At 70.0% G+C, this 14,928-nt stretch carries 12 protein-coding genes; 7 read left to right on the top strand and 5 right to left on the bottom strand.

Annotation, left to right across the window (positions count from 1 at the left end):
* The first annotated feature begins 34 nt into the window (after positions 1-34).
* Both GT755_RS11710 and GT755_RS11705 read left to right on the top strand, forming a co-directional pair.
* Positions 35-1,807, top strand: coding sequence for a S9 family peptidase (locus tag GT755_RS11710; protein WP_161479741.1), 1,773 nt, complete (start codon positions 35-37; stop codon positions 1,805-1,807).
* 125 nt (positions 1,808-1,932) lie between these two features.
* Positions 1,933-3,147 carry an MFS transporter gene (locus GT755_RS11705; RefSeq protein WP_161479740.1) on the top strand — a complete coding sequence of 405 codons (1,215 nt, stop codon included), beginning with the start codon at positions 1,933-1,935 and terminating at the stop codon, positions 3,145-3,147.
* Here GT755_RS11705 and GT755_RS11700 read toward each other — a convergent pair.
* Complete coding sequence (locus tag GT755_RS11700; RefSeq protein WP_285586055.1) at positions 3,034-4,551, bottom strand: PP2C family protein-serine/threonine phosphatase; 1,518 nt, start codon at positions 4,549-4,551, stop codon at positions 3,034-3,036. The genes GT755_RS11705 and GT755_RS11700 overlap by 114 nt on opposite strands.
* A 123-nt stretch (positions 4,552-4,674) precedes the next feature.
* On the opposite strand from GT755_RS11700, the gene GT755_RS11695 reads away from it, so the two are divergent.
* Together GT755_RS11695 and GT755_RS11690 are read left to right on the top strand one after the other, a co-directional pair.
* Positions 4,675-8,859 (top strand): HAMP domain-containing protein, encoded by a 4,185-nt coding sequence (locus GT755_RS11695; protein ID WP_161479739.1) that lies wholly within the window; start codon positions 4,675-4,677, stop codon positions 8,857-8,859.
* Positions 8,860-8,862: 3 nt separating this feature from the next.
* Positions 8,863-9,489, top strand: a complete 627-nt coding sequence (locus GT755_RS11690; protein WP_161479738.1) for a response regulator — start codon at positions 8,863-8,865, stop codon at positions 9,487-9,489.
* Between the two features lie 16 nt (positions 9,490-9,505).
* Here GT755_RS11690 and GT755_RS11685 read toward each other — a convergent pair whose 3' ends face one another.
* Positions 9,506-10,672, bottom strand: a complete 1,167-nt coding sequence (locus GT755_RS11685) for an NYN domain-containing protein (protein ID WP_161479737.1) — start codon at positions 10,670-10,672, stop codon at positions 9,506-9,508.
* A gap of 120 nt (positions 10,673-10,792) precedes the next feature.
* Entirely contained in the window at positions 10,793-11,332 is a 540-nt protein-coding gene (locus GT755_RS11680; RefSeq protein ID WP_285586058.1) for an RNA polymerase sigma factor, read from the bottom strand.
* 126 nt (positions 11,333-11,458) lie between these two features.
* Here GT755_RS11680 and pyrE point away from each other — a divergent pair, with 126 nt between their 5' ends.
* Entirely contained in the window at positions 11,459-11,995 is a 537-nt protein-coding gene (pyrE, locus tag GT755_RS11675) for an orotate phosphoribosyltransferase (protein ID WP_161479735.1), read from the top strand.
* Here the strand turns inward: pyrE and GT755_RS11670 are convergent.
* Both GT755_RS11670 and GT755_RS11665 read right to left on the bottom strand, forming a co-directional pair.
* Positions 11,967-12,350, bottom strand: coding sequence for a hypothetical protein (locus GT755_RS11670; RefSeq protein ID WP_161479734.1), 384 nt, complete (start codon positions 12,348-12,350; stop codon positions 11,967-11,969). The two genes, pyrE and GT755_RS11670, sit on opposite strands and share 29 nt — an antisense overlap.
* A 128-nt stretch (positions 12,351-12,478) precedes the next feature.
* Positions 12,479-13,177: a DedA family protein gene (locus GT755_RS11665; RefSeq protein ID WP_161479733.1), complete on the bottom strand. Its 699-nt coding sequence runs from the start codon at positions 13,175-13,177 to the stop codon at positions 12,479-12,481.
* Positions 13,178-13,297: 120 nt separating this feature from the next.
* Here GT755_RS11665 and fbaA point away from each other — a divergent pair, with 120 nt between their 5' ends.
* Complete coding sequence (fbaA, locus tag GT755_RS11660) at positions 13,298-14,320, top strand: class II fructose-bisphosphate aldolase (protein ID WP_161479732.1); 1,023 nt, start codon at positions 13,298-13,300, stop codon at positions 14,318-14,320.
* A gap of 184 nt (positions 14,321-14,504) precedes the next feature.
* Positions 14,505-14,921, top strand: coding sequence for a DUF3151 domain-containing protein (locus GT755_RS11655; RefSeq protein WP_030456299.1), 417 nt, complete (start codon positions 14,505-14,507; stop codon positions 14,919-14,921).
* The last annotated feature ends 7 nt before the right edge of the window (positions 14,922-14,928 follow it).

The raw sequence follows: 14,928 nt of genomic DNA, 5'->3' as shown, positions 1-14,928 counted from the left end.
ACCGCGACCGACGGCGGACCCGGGAGGAAAGCCGATGAAGGCCGAGGAACGCTGGCAGACCAGGTTCCGTTCCCCGCGTATGACGCTGCCCACCTGGGCCCGTCAGGCCCCGCACCACGCGGTCTACCGCAGCAACGCCTCCGGCACCTGGGAGATCTACGCCTGGGACCGGGCCACCGGCACCAGCCGTCAGGTGACCGACCGGCCCAACGGCACGGCCTACGGTGACATCGACCCCACCGGCCAGTGGATCTGGTGGTTCGCCGACACCGACGGCGACGAATACGGCGTCTGGATCCGCCAGCACTTCCACGGCGGCGCGGCCAGGCCGCTCGACATCTCCCCCGGCCACCCGGCCGGTCTCGCGCTGGCCGCCAACGGCACCGCCGCCATAGGGCGTTCGTGCCGGCTCGGCTTCCAGATCGTCCTGATGGGCGAGGGCACCGAACCGACCGTCCTCTACCAGCACAAGGAGTCGGCCTCGGTGGCCGGCATCTCCCTCGACGGCTCCCTGATCGCCATCGACCACAGCGAGCACGGCGACGCCCGCCACCCGGCCCTGCGGGTGGTGAAGAAGAACGGCTCGGTCGTCGGCGACCTCTACGACGGCCCCGGCAAGGGCGTGCGCGGCATCCGCTTCTCGCCCGTCCTGGGCGACCGCCGCCTGCTGGTCCTGCACGAGCGCAGGGGCCGCCACGAGCCGCTGGTCTGGGACCCGCTGACCGGCGAGCAGCGCGAGATCTACCTCCGCGACCCCGGCGAGGTCACCGCCGACTGGTACGACGACGGCCGCGCCCTCCTGATCGTCAACCACCACCGGGGCCGCACCCAGCTGTTCAAGTACGACCTCGTCGGCGGCGCCATGACCCCGATCGAGACGCCCCACGGCGTGATCGAGGCGGCCGCCACCCGTCCCGACGGCACGGTCGAGTACTCCTGGTCGAGCGCCGCCCACGCGCCCGTGATCCGGTCGAGCCACGGCCACGTCGTCATGAGCCCCGGCCCGACCGCGCCCCCGTCGGTCCCGGTCGAGGACGTCGACGTCGAGGGCCCCGGCGGCTGGATCCACGCGATGATCTCCCGGCCCACCGGCCAGGCGGCCCCCTACCCGACCGTTTTCCTGCTGCACGGCGGCCCGTCGGCGCAGGACAACGACTCGTTCCTGCCCCACGTGGCGGCCTGGGTCGACAGCGGCTTCGCCGTCGTGCGGGTCAACTACCGGGGCTCGATCGGCTACGGCACGGCCTGGCGCGACGCCCTCCACGGCGAGGTCGGCCACATCGAGCTGGCCGACGTCTCGGCGGTCCGCGACTGGGTGGTCAACCGCGGCATCGCCGACCCCGACCGGCTGATCCTGGCGGGCGGCTCGTGGGGCGGCTACCTGACCCTGCTCGGCCTCGGCACCCAGCCCAAGGTCTGGAGCGCCGGCATCGCGGCCGTCCCGATCGCCGACCACCGCGCGGCCTACGAAGACGAGTCGGAGGCCCTCCGCTCCTTCCACCGCGCCCTGTTCGGCGGCTCCCCCGAAGAGGTCCCGGAACGTTACGTGGCCTCCTCCCCGATCACCTACGCCGACATGGTCGAGGCGCCGCTGCTGATCCTCGCGGGCGAGAACGACCCCCGCTGCCCGATCAGGCAGATCGAGAGCTTCATCGAGGCCGTCCCGGTCCCGTGCCAGGTCTACCGCTACGACGCGGGCCACGCGTCCCTGGTCGTCGAGGAGCGCATCCGCCAGATGCGCACCCAGATCGAGTTCGCGACCAGGGTCATGGACGGCCGCAAACAACCCGCGACCCCAGGCCTCTGAACGACGACGCCAGGCCTCAGGAGGACGATGCCGGGGCTCTTCACCGCACTGCGGAGCCTCTGCGCCATACCGCCGGACCTGCGCGCCGCGAAATAGACGCGGGGCGTCTCGGCGCTGTTCCGCGCGTGCGTTCTGCCCTCCTCGCCCTGGCGATCAGCGCGTTCGGCATCGGCGTCAGCGAGTTCGTGATCATGGGACTGCTGCCCGTGGTCGCGGCCGACCTGGACACCTCGGTGCCCGCCGCCGGGAACCTCGTGGCCGCCTACGCCATCGGCGTCGTGGTGGGCGCTCCGCTGCTCGCCGCGGCGGGCGTGCGGATGTCCCGCAAGCGCCTGCTGGTGGCCCTGATGGCCTTCTTCGTGGTGGGCAACCTGCTCTCGGCGCTCGCCCCGGGCTTCGGGTGGCTGACCGCCGGGCGGTTCGTCGCGGGGCTCCCGCACGGCGCGTTCTTCGGCGTCGCCTCGGTCGTGGCCGCCCGCCTCGCGCGGAGGGGCCGGGAGGGCCGGGCGGTCGCCTCGATCCTGCTGGGGCTCACCCTGGCCAACATCATCGGCGTTCCCGGCGCCACGCTGCTCGGCCAGCATCTCGGCTGGCGGGCCACCTTCCTGGTCGTCACCGCCATCGGGCTGCTCGCTCTGGTCGCGTTGGTGCTCTTGATCCCGTACACCCCTCCCGAGCCTCACCAGAGTCTCAAGCGTGAGCTCCGAGCTTTCCGGAACCCCAAGGTCCTGCTGTTCCTCGGCACGGCGGTCTTCGGCTTCGGCGGGGTCTTCGCCGCCTACGCCTACCTGGCGTCCATCACGACCGAGGTCATGGGCCTCGGCGAGGGATCGGTCATGTGGGTGCTGGCTCTCGCGGGCGTCGGCATGACCATCGGCGTGGCCGCCGCCGGGCCGCTCACCGACCTGGCCGCCCGCCCCACCGCCTACGCGAGCCTGGCCGGGCTCGCCGGCGTGCTGGTGCTCTTCTACTTCTGGCCGGCGCCCGTCATGGTCGTGCCCATCCTCGCCATCGGCTTCCTGATGACCGCACCGCTCCAGACCATGGTCATCCGGTACGCCGCCGACGCCCCCACCCTGGCCGCGGCGTCGAACCACTCGGCCTTCAACCTCGCCAACGCGGGCGGCGTATATCTCGCCGGGCTGGCCATCGCGGCCGGCTGGGGCTGGATGTCGGCGGCCCTGGTCGGCGCGGCCCTCGCGGTCGCGGGCCTGGCCGTGATGCTGCTAGAGCGGCTCCACCGGCGCCCGGAGCACGAGGATGGCCAGGTCGTCGGCGCTGGGCTCGGGGGCGAAGTCCTGGACGGCACGCCTGATCCGCTCGGCGACCGCGCGGGCTGACAGGTCGACACACTCGGCCAGCAGCTTGGCGAGCCCGCCCTCGTCGTCGAGCAGCCGCGACCCCTGCCGCCGCTCGGTCACGCCGTCGGTCACCCCCAGCAGCACATCTCCAGGCCCCAGATGGATCGAGTCGGCCTCGAACTCGGCCTCGGGGAAGACGCCCAGCAGCGACTGCGGCGAGCCCACGACGTCGACGACCCCGCTCGGCCGCAACCGCAGCGCCTCGGGATGCCCGGCCGACACCAGCCGCATGTCGAGGCCGTCGTCGGCGATGGTGATCTCGCCGTGCAGCAGGGTCAGGAACCGGGCCCGCTCCCCCTCTTCGAGGATCGCCTGGTTCAGCCGTTTCACCACCGCCGCGACGCCGTAACCCTCGCGGGCCAGCAGCCGGATGGTGTGCCGGGCCAGGCCGGTGACGGCCGCGGCGACGGGACCGGTGCCGCAGACGTCGCCGATCGCGAACCGCCAGACGCCGTCGCCGATCGGGAACAGGTCGTAGAAGTCGCCACCGACCTCGTTGGTCTCGCCCGCCGGCTCGTAAATGACGTAGGAGTCGAGGCCGGGGGTGCGGGGCTCCTCGGGCGGCAGCAGGCTCCGCTGCAGCGCCCGGTTGGCCGCCGCCTGCTGGGCGTAGAGGCGAGCGTTGTCGAGCGCCAGCGCCGCCCGGCGGGCCAGGTCTTCGGCGAGCTGAAGGCTCTCGTCGGGGAACCGGTCACGCCGCCCCAGGCACATGACGCCCAGCCGCCGCCCCCGCGCGGTCAGCGGGAACCCGAGCGCCTGGGTGCCGTCGACGCTGAGCACGGCGGGCCCGTCGGCCGACGGCAGCACCACGTCGGCCAGCCGCGCCCGCAACGCGTCGCTCTGCGCCTCGTCGGCGTGCCACAGATAGTCGAGCCGCAACGGCCCGGTGCCCTGGTCGGCCGTGTAGACGGCGCACCAGGAGGCCAGCCGGGGCACCACGATCTGCGCGATGATCGCCGGCACCATGCCGGGGTCGAGCGTGCCGGCGAGCAGGTCACTCGCGTCGGCCAGAAACCCCAGCCACCCGGGGCTCGGCGTGGGCTCGGTCCACGCCTCCTCCTCCGGTACGCCGCCACCACCCGGCAGGTCGAGCCGCGCCCAGCGCACCCGGGAATTGCCCGAGAACGAGACCCCCCAGTCGGCCGCGTCGAGCGGCGGACCGTAGTCATGACCGCGCTCGATGACCTCAAGCTGGATAGAGTCGCCTTGGTGGAGCCATCTCACCTCGAACGACTCGCCGGAGACGCCTTCGACGAGCGCCTGGGTGAGCCGCTCGGCCTCGGCGCCGACGGGCATGGCGGCCCACGCGGTCATCACCTCTCGGGTGAACCGCTTCGCCGCCGGAACGGCCGTCTCGCCCATCGTGAAAGAAGCCGCGAGCACGGCACGTGGAGAATTCGCCACTGCACTCGTGCTTACCACAAATCACCCTGACGCGTGGTCAATCAACGGCCGGTGGAGCTACCACGGAACGTGACAGACTGGGCGTACACGTAAGGAGGCCCCATGACGCGTGCGGACGTCGAACCGGCCCGGACCGAACGCAGCTACACCGAGTCTGATCTGAAGCCGCTCCTGGACACGCTGACCGTATGGCGAGACGGAGACTTCCGGCGGAGAGTCCCGCACGCGCCACCCGGCATCCTGAGCGAGATCCGGTTGCTGCTCAACGAGGTGGCCGACCGCCGGGAACACCTGGCCAACGAGCTGGCCCGGGTCCGCCGTGAGGTGATCAAGGAGGGCCGCTTCGGTGAACGCCTGACCCCCGGGCCCGGTGTGGGCTCGTGGGCCGAGAGCGTCGAATCGGTGAACAGCCTGATCGACGCCCTGGTGACCCCGGTGACCGGCGCGGCCGACGTGATCGACGCCGTGGCCAAGGGCGACCTGTCGCAGCGCATCGACCTCGACAGGGCCGCCAGGGGTGAGGTGCGCCGCCTCGGCAAGGCCATCAACGGCATGGTCGACCAGCTCGCCCTGTTCACCGGCGAGGTGACCCGGGTGGCCCGCGAGGTCGGCACCGAGGGCAAGCTCGGCGGGCGGGCGAACCTGCGCGGCATGTCGGGGAGCTGGCGTGATCTGACCGAGGCCGTGAACACGATGTCCAGCCGCGTCTCCGCACAGGTGCGCGACATCGGTGAGGTCACCACGGCCGTCGCCAACGGCGACCTGTCACGCAAGGTGACCGTCGACGCCGTCGGCGAGATGTTCGAGCTCAAGATCACTGTCAACACGATGGTCGACCAGCTCTCCGCCTTCGCCGAAGAGGTGACCCGTGTCGCCCGCGAGGTCGGCACCGAGGGCAAGCTCGGCGGCCAGGCGCAGGTGCGCGGGGTGTCGGGGGTCTGGAAGGACCTCACCGACAACGTCAACTTCATGGCCAACAACCTGACCAGCCAGGTCCGCCAGATCGCCGCCGTCTCCACCGCCGTCGCCCAGGGCAACCTGACCAAGAAGATCACGGTCGACGCCCAGGGCGAGATCCTGGAGCTGAAGGAGACCCTCAACACGATGGTCGACCAGCTCTCGGGCTTCGCCGACGAGGTCACCCGCGTGGCCCGCGAGGTGGGCACCGAGGGCCGGCTGGGCGGTCGCGCCGAGGTGAAGGGCGTGTCGGGCGTCTGGAAGGACCTCACCGACAACGTCAACTCAATGGCCAAGAACCTGACCTACCAGGTCCGCAACATCGCCCAGGTCACCACGGCGGTCGCCAACGGCGACCTGACGCGCAAGATCGACGTCGACGCCCAGGGCGAGATCCTGGAACTCAAGTCGACCATGAACACGATGGTCGACCAGCTCTCGTCCTTCGCGGCCGAGGTCACCCGAGTCGCCCGCGAGGTGGGCACCGAAGGCCGGCTGGGCGGCCAGGCGCAGGTGCGCGGGGTGTCGGGGGTCTGGAAGGACCTCACCGACAACGTCAACTTCATGGCCAACAACCTGACCAGCCAGGTCCGCCAGATCGCCGCCGTCTCCACCGCCGTCGCCCAGGGCAACCTGACCAAGAAGATCACCGTGGACGCACAGGGCGAGATCCTGGAGCTCAAGGACACGATGAACACGATGGTCGACCAGCTCTCCTCGTTCGCCGACGAGGTCACGCGCGTCGGCCGCGAGGTGGGCACCGAGGGCCGGCTGGGCGGGCAGGCGCGCGTACCGGGGGTGTCGGGGGTCTGGAAGGACCTCACCGACAACATCAACTCGATGGCGACGAACCTGACCTACCAGGTCCGCAACATCGGCGAGGTCACCACGGCGGTCGCCAACGGCGACCTGACCCGCAAGATCGACGTCGACGCCCAGGGCGAGATGCTCGTCATGAAGACCACGATCAACACGATGGTCGACCAGCTCTCCTCGTTCGCCTCCGAGGTGACCCGAGTCGCCCGTGAGGTGGGCTCCGAGGGCCAGCTCGGCGGTCAGGCGCGCGTCGAGGGCGTCGAGGGCTCCTGGAAGCGGCTGACCGAGAACGTCAACGAGCTGGCCGGGAACCTGACCACGCAGGTGCGCGCCATCGCCGAGGTGACCAGCGCGGTCGCCCGCGGGGACCTGACCCGGTCGATCACCGTCGAGGCGCCGGGCGAGCTGGCGCAGCTGAAGGACAACATCAACACGATGGTGTCCAACCTGCGCGACACCACCAACGCCAACCAGCAGCAGGACTGGCTGAAGTCGAACCTGGCCCGGATCTCCCGCCTGATGCAGGGCCACCGCGACATGATCGAGGTCGCCCGCCTGATCATGAGCGAGCTGACCCCGCTCGTGTCGGCCAGCTACGGCGCCTGCTACCTGGTCGTCGACGGCGAGCTGACGCTGATCGCCGGTTACGGCATCCAGCCCGGCCGCAGCCCCCGGCAGCGGTTCGCCCTCGGCGAGGGCATCGTCGGGCAGGCCGCCCTGGAGGCCAAGCAGATCATCATCCACCAGGTGCCGCCCGACTCGTTCACGATCGACACGGCGCTGACCTCGTCGCGGCCGGCGCAGATCGTGGTGGTGCCGATCCTGTTCGAGAGCCACGTGCTGGGCGTGCTGGAGATGGCCTCGTTCGCCAAGTTCTCCGACGTGCACCTCGACCTGCTGACCCAGCTGGTGGAGTCGATCGGGGTCACGATCAACACGATCATCGCGAACTCCCGTACCGAAGATCTTCTGAAGGAGAGCCAGCGGCTCGCGACCGAGCTCCAGGAGCGGTCCGACGAGCTGCAGCGGCAGCAGGAGGAGCTGCGGCGCTCGAACGCCGAACTGGAGGACAAGGCGGCGCTGCTGGCCAAGCAGAACCGCGCGATCGAGATCCAGAACTTCCAGATCGAGCAGGCCCGCCGCACGCTGGAGGAGCGCGCCGAGCAGCTCGCGGTCTCCAGCCGCTACAAGAGCGAGTTCCTGGCGAACATGTCCCACGAGCTGCGCACCCCGCTGAACAGCCTGCTCGTGCTGGCCAAGCTGCTGACCGAGAACTCCGAGGGCAACCTGACCGACCAGCAGGTCGAGTTCGCCAAGACCATCCACGGCGCCGGTTCGGCCCTGCTCCAGCTGATCAACGACATCCTCGACCTGTCGAAGGTCGAGGCCGGCCGGATGGACATCCACCCCGCCGAGTTGTCGCTCCCCAAGCTCTACGACTACGTCGACGCCGCCTTCGCCCCGCTGGCCCAGGACAAGGGCCTGTCGTTCGCGATCGACGTCGACGACGCGGTGCCGACCGAGATGCGCACCGACGAACAGCGCCTCCAGCAGGTGCTGCGCAACCTGCTCTCCAACGCGGTCAAGTTCACCCCGCGCGGCGAGGTCCGGCTGCGGGTCCGCCCGGCCGGCGACGTCGCGTTCGTGGACGAGACCCTGCAGACCAGCGACAACATCCTGGCCTTCTCGGTCGTCGACACGGGCATCGGCATCGCCCCCGACAAACTCGACGTGATCTTCGAGGCGTTCCGCCAGGCCGACGGCACCACCAGCCGCAAGTACGGCGGCACCGGCCTCGGCCTGTCGATCTGCCGCGACATCGCCCGCCTGCTCGGCGGCGAGATCCACGTCGACAGCGAACCCGGCCACGGCAGCGCCTTCACGCTCTACCTGCCCACCACCTACGCGGGCCCGCTGTCGGCCCGCGACGGCGGCGCGGCGACCTCCCTGGCGGTCGTCGACCGACCCGAACAGGCGCTCCAGGTGGTCAACGACGACGTGATCCCGGAACTGCCGCCTCCGCCAGTCCGCCCGATGGAGGACGTCAACGGCCGCGACTGGGTCGGCGACGACCCCCTGAACGGCGCCAAGATCCTCATCGTCGACGACGACATCCGCAACGTCTTCGCCCTGACGAGCGTCCTGGAACGCCACGGCACGACGGTCGTCTACGCCGAGAACGGCCGCGAGGGCATCGAACAGCTCGAACGCAACGAGGACGTCGCCCTGGTCCTGATGGACATCATGATGCCCGAGATGGACGGTTGGGCCACGACGTCCGCGATCCGCCGGATGCCCCAGTTCGCCGACCTTCCGATCATCGCCCTGACCGCTAAGGTCATGCGGGGCGACCGCGAGAAGAGCATCGCGTCGGGCGCCTCCGACTACGTGCCCAAGCCGGTCGACGTCGACCGTCTTCTCGAACGCCTGCGCGGCTGGCTCATGCGCGGGCGTGTATCGGGTAGTTCTGGTCGGGCAGACTCGGATGTGACGGATTCCACTGAAGGTGCGTGATCGATGCCAGACCGGGCGAAGATCCTCATGGTCGACGACCGCGAGGAGAACCTCATCGCACTCGAGGCCATCCTCAGCTCCCTCGACCTGACCCCCGTACGCGCCCGCTCCGGGGAAGAGGCTCTGAAAGCCCTGCTCAGCACCGAGTTCGCGCTGATCCTCCTCGACGTCCGCATGCCCGGAATGGACGGCTTCGAGACCGCCGCCCACATCAAGCGCCGCGAACGCACGAGGAACATCCCGATCATCTTCCTGACGGTCGTCGACAGCGCCCCCGACTACGCCTTCCGCGGCTACCAGGCGGGCGCCGTCGACTACCTGACCAAGCCCTTCGACCCGTGGGTCCTGAGGGCGAAGGTGGCCGTCTTCGTCGAGCTCTACAACATGAACCGCCGCCTGACCGAACAGGCGGCCCTGCTCCGCGAACGCCTCGCCACCGAACTCCCCGGCAACGGCGACGAGCCCGCCGTCCTCCCGGAACTCTCCCGCCGCCTCACGGCGGTGGAGGAGGAACTGAGCCGGGTACGCGAACTCGCCCGCAAGAACGGCGACTCACCCTTGAGCGGGCCCCTGTCGGACCTGGGCCAGCGCATCGCGAACCTGAGAGCGGGCTTCGACGCCCTGGGCTGATCGACTCCGCCCCGAGCTAGCGGCGGGCCCGCTCCAGAGCGTCCCAGAAGCCGCGCCGAAGCGCGTGGCGGACTTCGTCGTGCAGGAGGAAGTCGATCGGGAGTGAGGAGCCCTGGAGGAGTCTGGCCTCCAGGTCGGAGGGCATGCGCGGCTTCCTGGCCAGGACCGCCTCCAGCCACAACGCCGGCGCGTCGCGGGCTATCGAGTCGCCGAAGTCGTGGCCTTCCTTGTGGGCCGCCTTGACGGCCTCGGCCAGCGTGGTGGTCGCGCCGCTGTGGGCGGCCACCGGGGCGGCCTGGGGGCCCGTGTAGGGGCCGAGCTGGGCGGCCGGGAAGCCGCCCGTGTTGGACTCGCGGTAGCCAGTGTCTCTGCCGCTGCCGTGGGAGCCCTGGTATTGGGGCTGCGGGGGCGCGGCAGGAGGTGGCGGAGCGGGCTGCGGGGGCGGTTCGGGGGTGGGGTTGTAGGTGTAGGTCGGCGTCGGCTGCCTCGGCGGCGGGGCCGCGTGGGAGCCCTTCGACTGCGGCTGGGACGCTTGGGGCTGCGGTGGCGGCGCGGGAGCCGGAGTGGGGGGCGGCAGAGCCGCCTGGGCGCCGTTCAGGGCCGGGAGGGAGCCGGTGGTCCGTGTTCCGTTCTGGGCCACGTCGGCGCCGGTCGAGAGGGTCACGAACGGCCTCAGGTGGCCGCCGCTCATCTCGATCAGGTCGTCGCACTCCTGGCGGAGCGTGCGGGAGACCGCCCAGCTCCCGTCGGAGGCGATGGAGATCACGGTGACTCGGATGCCGAGGTCCTGCGCGTCGCTGACCACCTGGGCCAGGTCTTCGTCGCCGCTGACCACGACCGCGTCGCAGACGGCGTTGTTGCGGGCCAGGGTCATCAGGTCGCGGTGGACCTGGGCGTCGACGCCCTCACGGCGGCCCGGCCGGATGCGGGCCAGGCGCAGCTTGAGGCCGGGGATGTCGGCCAGCACGTCGTGTTCCGGCGTGCGACGGCCCTCGACCGTCGCCTCGTACCAGTAGCAGCGCAGCAGCGGCAGGCCGGTGCGCTCGCGGGCGAGGTTGGTCAGCAGTTGGAGGAGGCCCGGATAGTCCCAGGTGACGGCCTCACGGTGGCGGGTCCCGTGAACGGCCATCGCGCCATCGGCCAGCAGATAGCCGGCGTCGACGAAAAGCGCGCAGCGATCCACGCGACACCGCCTTCCTTAACGTGGCCATCTCAGGGTAATCGGGTGGCTCATGGCGCGAGGATGAATCCCGCCGATTGTCTCCTCCGGGACCGTACCAGTTTGTCCCGTTATTGCCTCCTGTCACGTGCGCAGGTAGGCGTCTCTCAGACCTCTTCTCGCGCGGTAGGCCAGGGCCGCCACGCCGTTGGCCGTCAGCCCCATGAGAGGGGCGATCTCGGCCGCCTGGTGGTCTTCCACGGCGGTGTGCCAGAGCACCTCGCGCCACCGTTCGGGCAGCGACCGGAAGGCCCTGGCGAGGTCGGCCCGTTCGCAGCGCGCCAGCGCCGGATCGACGAAGGGCTCGCCGGGGGCGTAGCGCTCGATCTCGTGGGTGGGGACGTCGCGGCGGTCGGCGCGGTCGTAGACGGCGCGGCGGACGGCGGCCAGCAGATAAGGGCGGAACTCCCCTCTCGGGCCGCCGCCCCGGCGGATCAGGTCGAGGATGCGGGTGAAGGTCTCGGCGACGATGTCGTCGGCGTCGTCGATCGCCCCGTGACGGAGCAGGTGGCGCGCGACCACGCGGGCGGCCGGGCGGTGGCGTTCGTAGAGGGCGCCGTAGGCGGCGGAGTCGCCGGCTCGGAGGGCGTCGAGCAATTGCGCGTCGCTTTGCCCGATTTGCACACTCAATGTTACCTCTCGATTACCTAAGGTTGACCGCCTGATGATTCCGCGTCCAGGGCGACTCCTAACGCGACTTGAGGGAGTCAGAAAAACTGACTTGCTCAGACGGTCAATACGCTGAGGGCCATGACTGACCGAGAGCTTCTGCTGGACGAGATCAAGAACAAGGCCGTCGTGCACGGCCGGGTGACCCTTTCCTCGGGCAAGGAGGCCGACTACTACGTCGACCTGCGCCGCGTGACCCTCGACGGCACGGCGGCGCCGCTGGTGGGCCGGGTGATGCTCGACCTGACGAGAGATCTCGGCTTCGACGCGGTCGGCGGGCTCACCCTGGGCGCCGACCCGGTGGCCACCGCGATGGTGCACGCCGCCGCCGCGCGGGGCGAGCGCCTCGACGCCTTCGTGGTCCGCAAGGAGGGCAAGGCCCACGGCCTCCAGCGCCGCATCGAGGGCCCCGACGTGGCCGGTCGCCGGGTGCTGGCCGTGGAGGACACCACCACGACGGGGGGGTCGGTGCTGACCGCCGTACAGGCGTTGAACGAGGCCGGAGCGGTGGTCGTGGGCATCGCCACGATCGTGCACCGGGGTGGCGACGAGAACCTCGCCGCCGCCGGAGTGCCCTACCGGTCGGCGTTCAGCTTGGCTGACCTTGGCCTCGGGTGACGGTGAAGGCGACGCGTTCCCCGGACTCGACCGGGGGGCGCGGCTTCCCGTTCTCCCAGATCTTCACGAGTGAGGCGTCGTCGAGGACGACGTCGAGTTTGCCGTCGAAGTAGGCGACCTGCTCTCCCTTGGAGAGCTGCCCGTTGATCAGCACGTCGCCGCCGGGGATCCGGACGAAGACGGGGCAGTGGTCGGCCTGGCAGACGATCTGGAGCGTCGCGGGGGCGGTCCGGGCGGCCTGGGCGGAGGCCGCGGGGGGCACCGGCGTGTCGGGGGCGTCGACGGGGTCGGTGGCGGTGAGCAGCCCTACGACACCCACCACGATCAGCGACAGCAGGGCACCTACCGCGAGCACGATGAGTACGATCCGGGCGATCCCCAACGGATCGGACCTGTGTCGTCCCACTCTTCTGACGGTAACCGGTTGGAAAGAGCGAGCTGTCCCAAAAAGTAAGATTATTACGATCGGCTATCGCCGACAGGTCAGGCCGTCTCGCGGTGGTGCTTGCCCTTGGGCTCGGTCACCGGGGCCGACGGAGAGCCACCCGCCGCGGCCTTCCGGTTCTTCATGACCTCGCGGATGATCGGGATCACCGAGAGGATGATGATCACCGCGGCGCCGGGCAGGATGTAGCGGTCGACGTTGGGCACCAGGTCGCCGATGAAGTAGCCGAACAGCAGCAGGCCGTCGGTCCACAGGACGCCGCCGACGATGTTCCAGACCAGGAAACGGCGCGGCCGCATGCCCAGCATGCCGGCGACCGGGTTCAGGAAGGTCCGGACGATCGGGATGAACCGCGCGAGCACGACGGCCTTCTCGGGGCCGAACTTCTCGAAGTAGTACTGCGCCTTCTCGACGTACTCCTGCTTGAACAGGCGCGAGTCGGGCCGGGCGAACAGGCGCGGGCCCGCCTTCGCGCCGATGTAGTGTCCGAGTTGGGCGCCCGCGATGGCGCAGACCGGTGCGCCGACCAGCAGCACCGGCAACGGGAACGGCGTGTCGAGGCCGACCGCCGAGGCCACCTTCGCCGACGCGCCCATGCCGGCGACCACCAGCAGCGAGTCGCCGGGCAGGAAGAAGCCGATCAGCAGACCGGTCTCGGCGAAGATGATGGTGAGAATGCCGATGAGCCCGAAGGTGACGATCCACCACTCGGCGCTGAGAAGATTCGTGACGTCCATCGCGAGAGCAGCGTACCCCGGCATGATGAAGACCGGCGGCAAGCCGGGGCGCTTCACACATCCGGGCACGCTTCGGAATACTGGTCCAGACCAATCCTCACTCATTGGAGCTGACTTTCGATGCCTATCGCAACCCCAGAGGTCTACGCCGAGATGCTCGACCGGGCCAAGGCCGGCGGGTTCGCCTATCCGGCGATCAACGTGACGTCGTCGCAGACGCTGAACGCTGCGCTGCGCGGCTTCGCCGAGGCCGAGAGCGACGGCATCATCCAGGTCTCCACCGGTGGCGCCGAGTTCGCGTCCGGCACCACGGTCAAGGACATGGTCATCGGTGCCACCGCCCTTGCCGAGTACGCCCGCGTGGTGGCCGCGAAGTACAACGTGACCGTCGCGCTGCACACCGACCACTGCCCGGCTGACAAGCTCGACGGGTTCATGCGCCCGCTGATCGAGATCTCGCGCGAGCGGGTCGCCCGCGGCCAGGAACCGCTGTTCCAGTCGCACATGTGGGACGGCTCGGCCGTGCCGCTGGAGGAGAACCTCCAGATCGCCTCCGAGCTCCTCGACAAGTGCGCCGAGGCGCGCGTCGTCATGGAGATGGAGATCGGCGTCGTGGGCGGCGAGGAGGACGGCGTCTCCCACGAGATCAACGACAAGCTGTACACGACCCCCGAGGACGCCATCGCCACCGCCGAGGCGGTCGGCCTCGGTGAGCGCGGCCGCTACATGCTCGCCGCCACCTTCGGCAACGTCCACGGCGTCTACAAGCCCGGCGCGGTCAAGCTGCGCCCGTCGGTGCTGAAGGACATCCAGGACGCCGTCGGCAACAAGTACGGCAAGGACAAGCCGTTCGACCTCGTCTTCCACGGCGGCTCGGGCTCGCTGCTCGAGGAGATCCACGAGGCGATCTCGTACGGCGTCATCAAGATGAACATCGACACCGACACCCAGTACGCCTTCACCCGCCCGGTCGCCGACCACTTCTTCAAGAACTACGACGGCGTGCTGAAGGTCGACGGCGAGGTCGGCAACAAGAAGGCCTACGACCCCCGCGCCTACGGCAAGCTGGCCGAGGCCGGCATGGCCAAGCGCATCGTCGAGGCCTGTGAGCACCTCAAGTCGGCCGGCACCAAGCTGGGCTAAGCGAGGCGCGGACGGCCGAAGGCGGCTGCGACCCGCGCTCGGAATCCGCCTCAGACAGGCCGCATGCGTGGAGGCCCGGATCGACGGAGATTCGGGCCTTTGGCATCTGCAGGAGTAAATGATTACGGTTTGCCGCTACAGGTAAGACAGTGTTCAAAGACCGATCACGAGAACGGGAGCCGCTGTGGAAACGCACGAGAACCTGCTGGCCGGCCCACCCCCCACGCAGCTTCCCGACAACGCCGAGGCGCGCAAGATGATGGAGAGCGGGATCAAGGCGGCCGACGTCGCGGCCCGGTTCCCCACCTACTCCGCCGCGTGGGCCACCCTGGCCGACGACTACTTCGCGGCGGGGCACGCCATCACCTCCTACGCCTTCGCCCGCACCGGCTACCACCGGGGACTCGACCAGTTGCGCCGCGCCGGGTGGAAGGGCCACGGGCCGATCCCGTGGGACCACGAGCCGAACCGTGGGTTCCTGCGTTGCCTCAACGCGCTGGCCCGCGCGGCCAACGCGATCGGTGAGAAGGACGAGGCCGAACGTTGCCAGCAGTTCCTGCGTGACTCCTCCCCGGAGGCGGCCGACGCGCTGTCGAACTGACCGGAGA

It is taken from the genome of Herbidospora solisilvae (genome assembly GCF_009901565.1).
Taxonomy (GTDB): Bacteria; Actinomycetota; Actinomycetes; order Streptosporangiales; family Streptosporangiaceae; genus Herbidospora; species Herbidospora solisilvae.
The sequence above is the reverse complement of the archived record's forward strand: the minus strand, read 5'-3'. Positions and strand labels throughout refer to the sequence as shown.

Coding starts and splice junctions, on each gene's coding strand:
- GT755_RS11695 (WP_161479739.1), top strand. CDS start 4,675: ATGACGCGTGCGGACGTCGAACCGGCCCGGACCGAACGCAGCTACACC.
- pyrE (WP_161479735.1), top strand. CDS start 11,459: ATGACTGACCGAGAGCTTCTGCTGGACGAGATCAAGAACAAGGCCGTC.
- fbaA (WP_161479732.1), top strand. CDS start 13,298: ATGCCTATCGCAACCCCAGAGGTCTACGCCGAGATGCTCGACCGGGCC.
- GT755_RS11690 (WP_161479738.1), top strand. CDS start 8,863: ATGCCAGACCGGGCGAAGATCCTCATGGTCGACGACCGCGAGGAGAAC.
- GT755_RS11665 (WP_161479733.1), bottom strand. CDS start 13,177: ATGGACGTCACGAATCTTCTCAGCGCCGAGTGGTGGATCGTCACCTTC.
- GT755_RS11710 (WP_161479741.1), top strand. CDS start 35: ATGAAGGCCGAGGAACGCTGGCAGACCAGGTTCCGTTCCCCGCGTATG.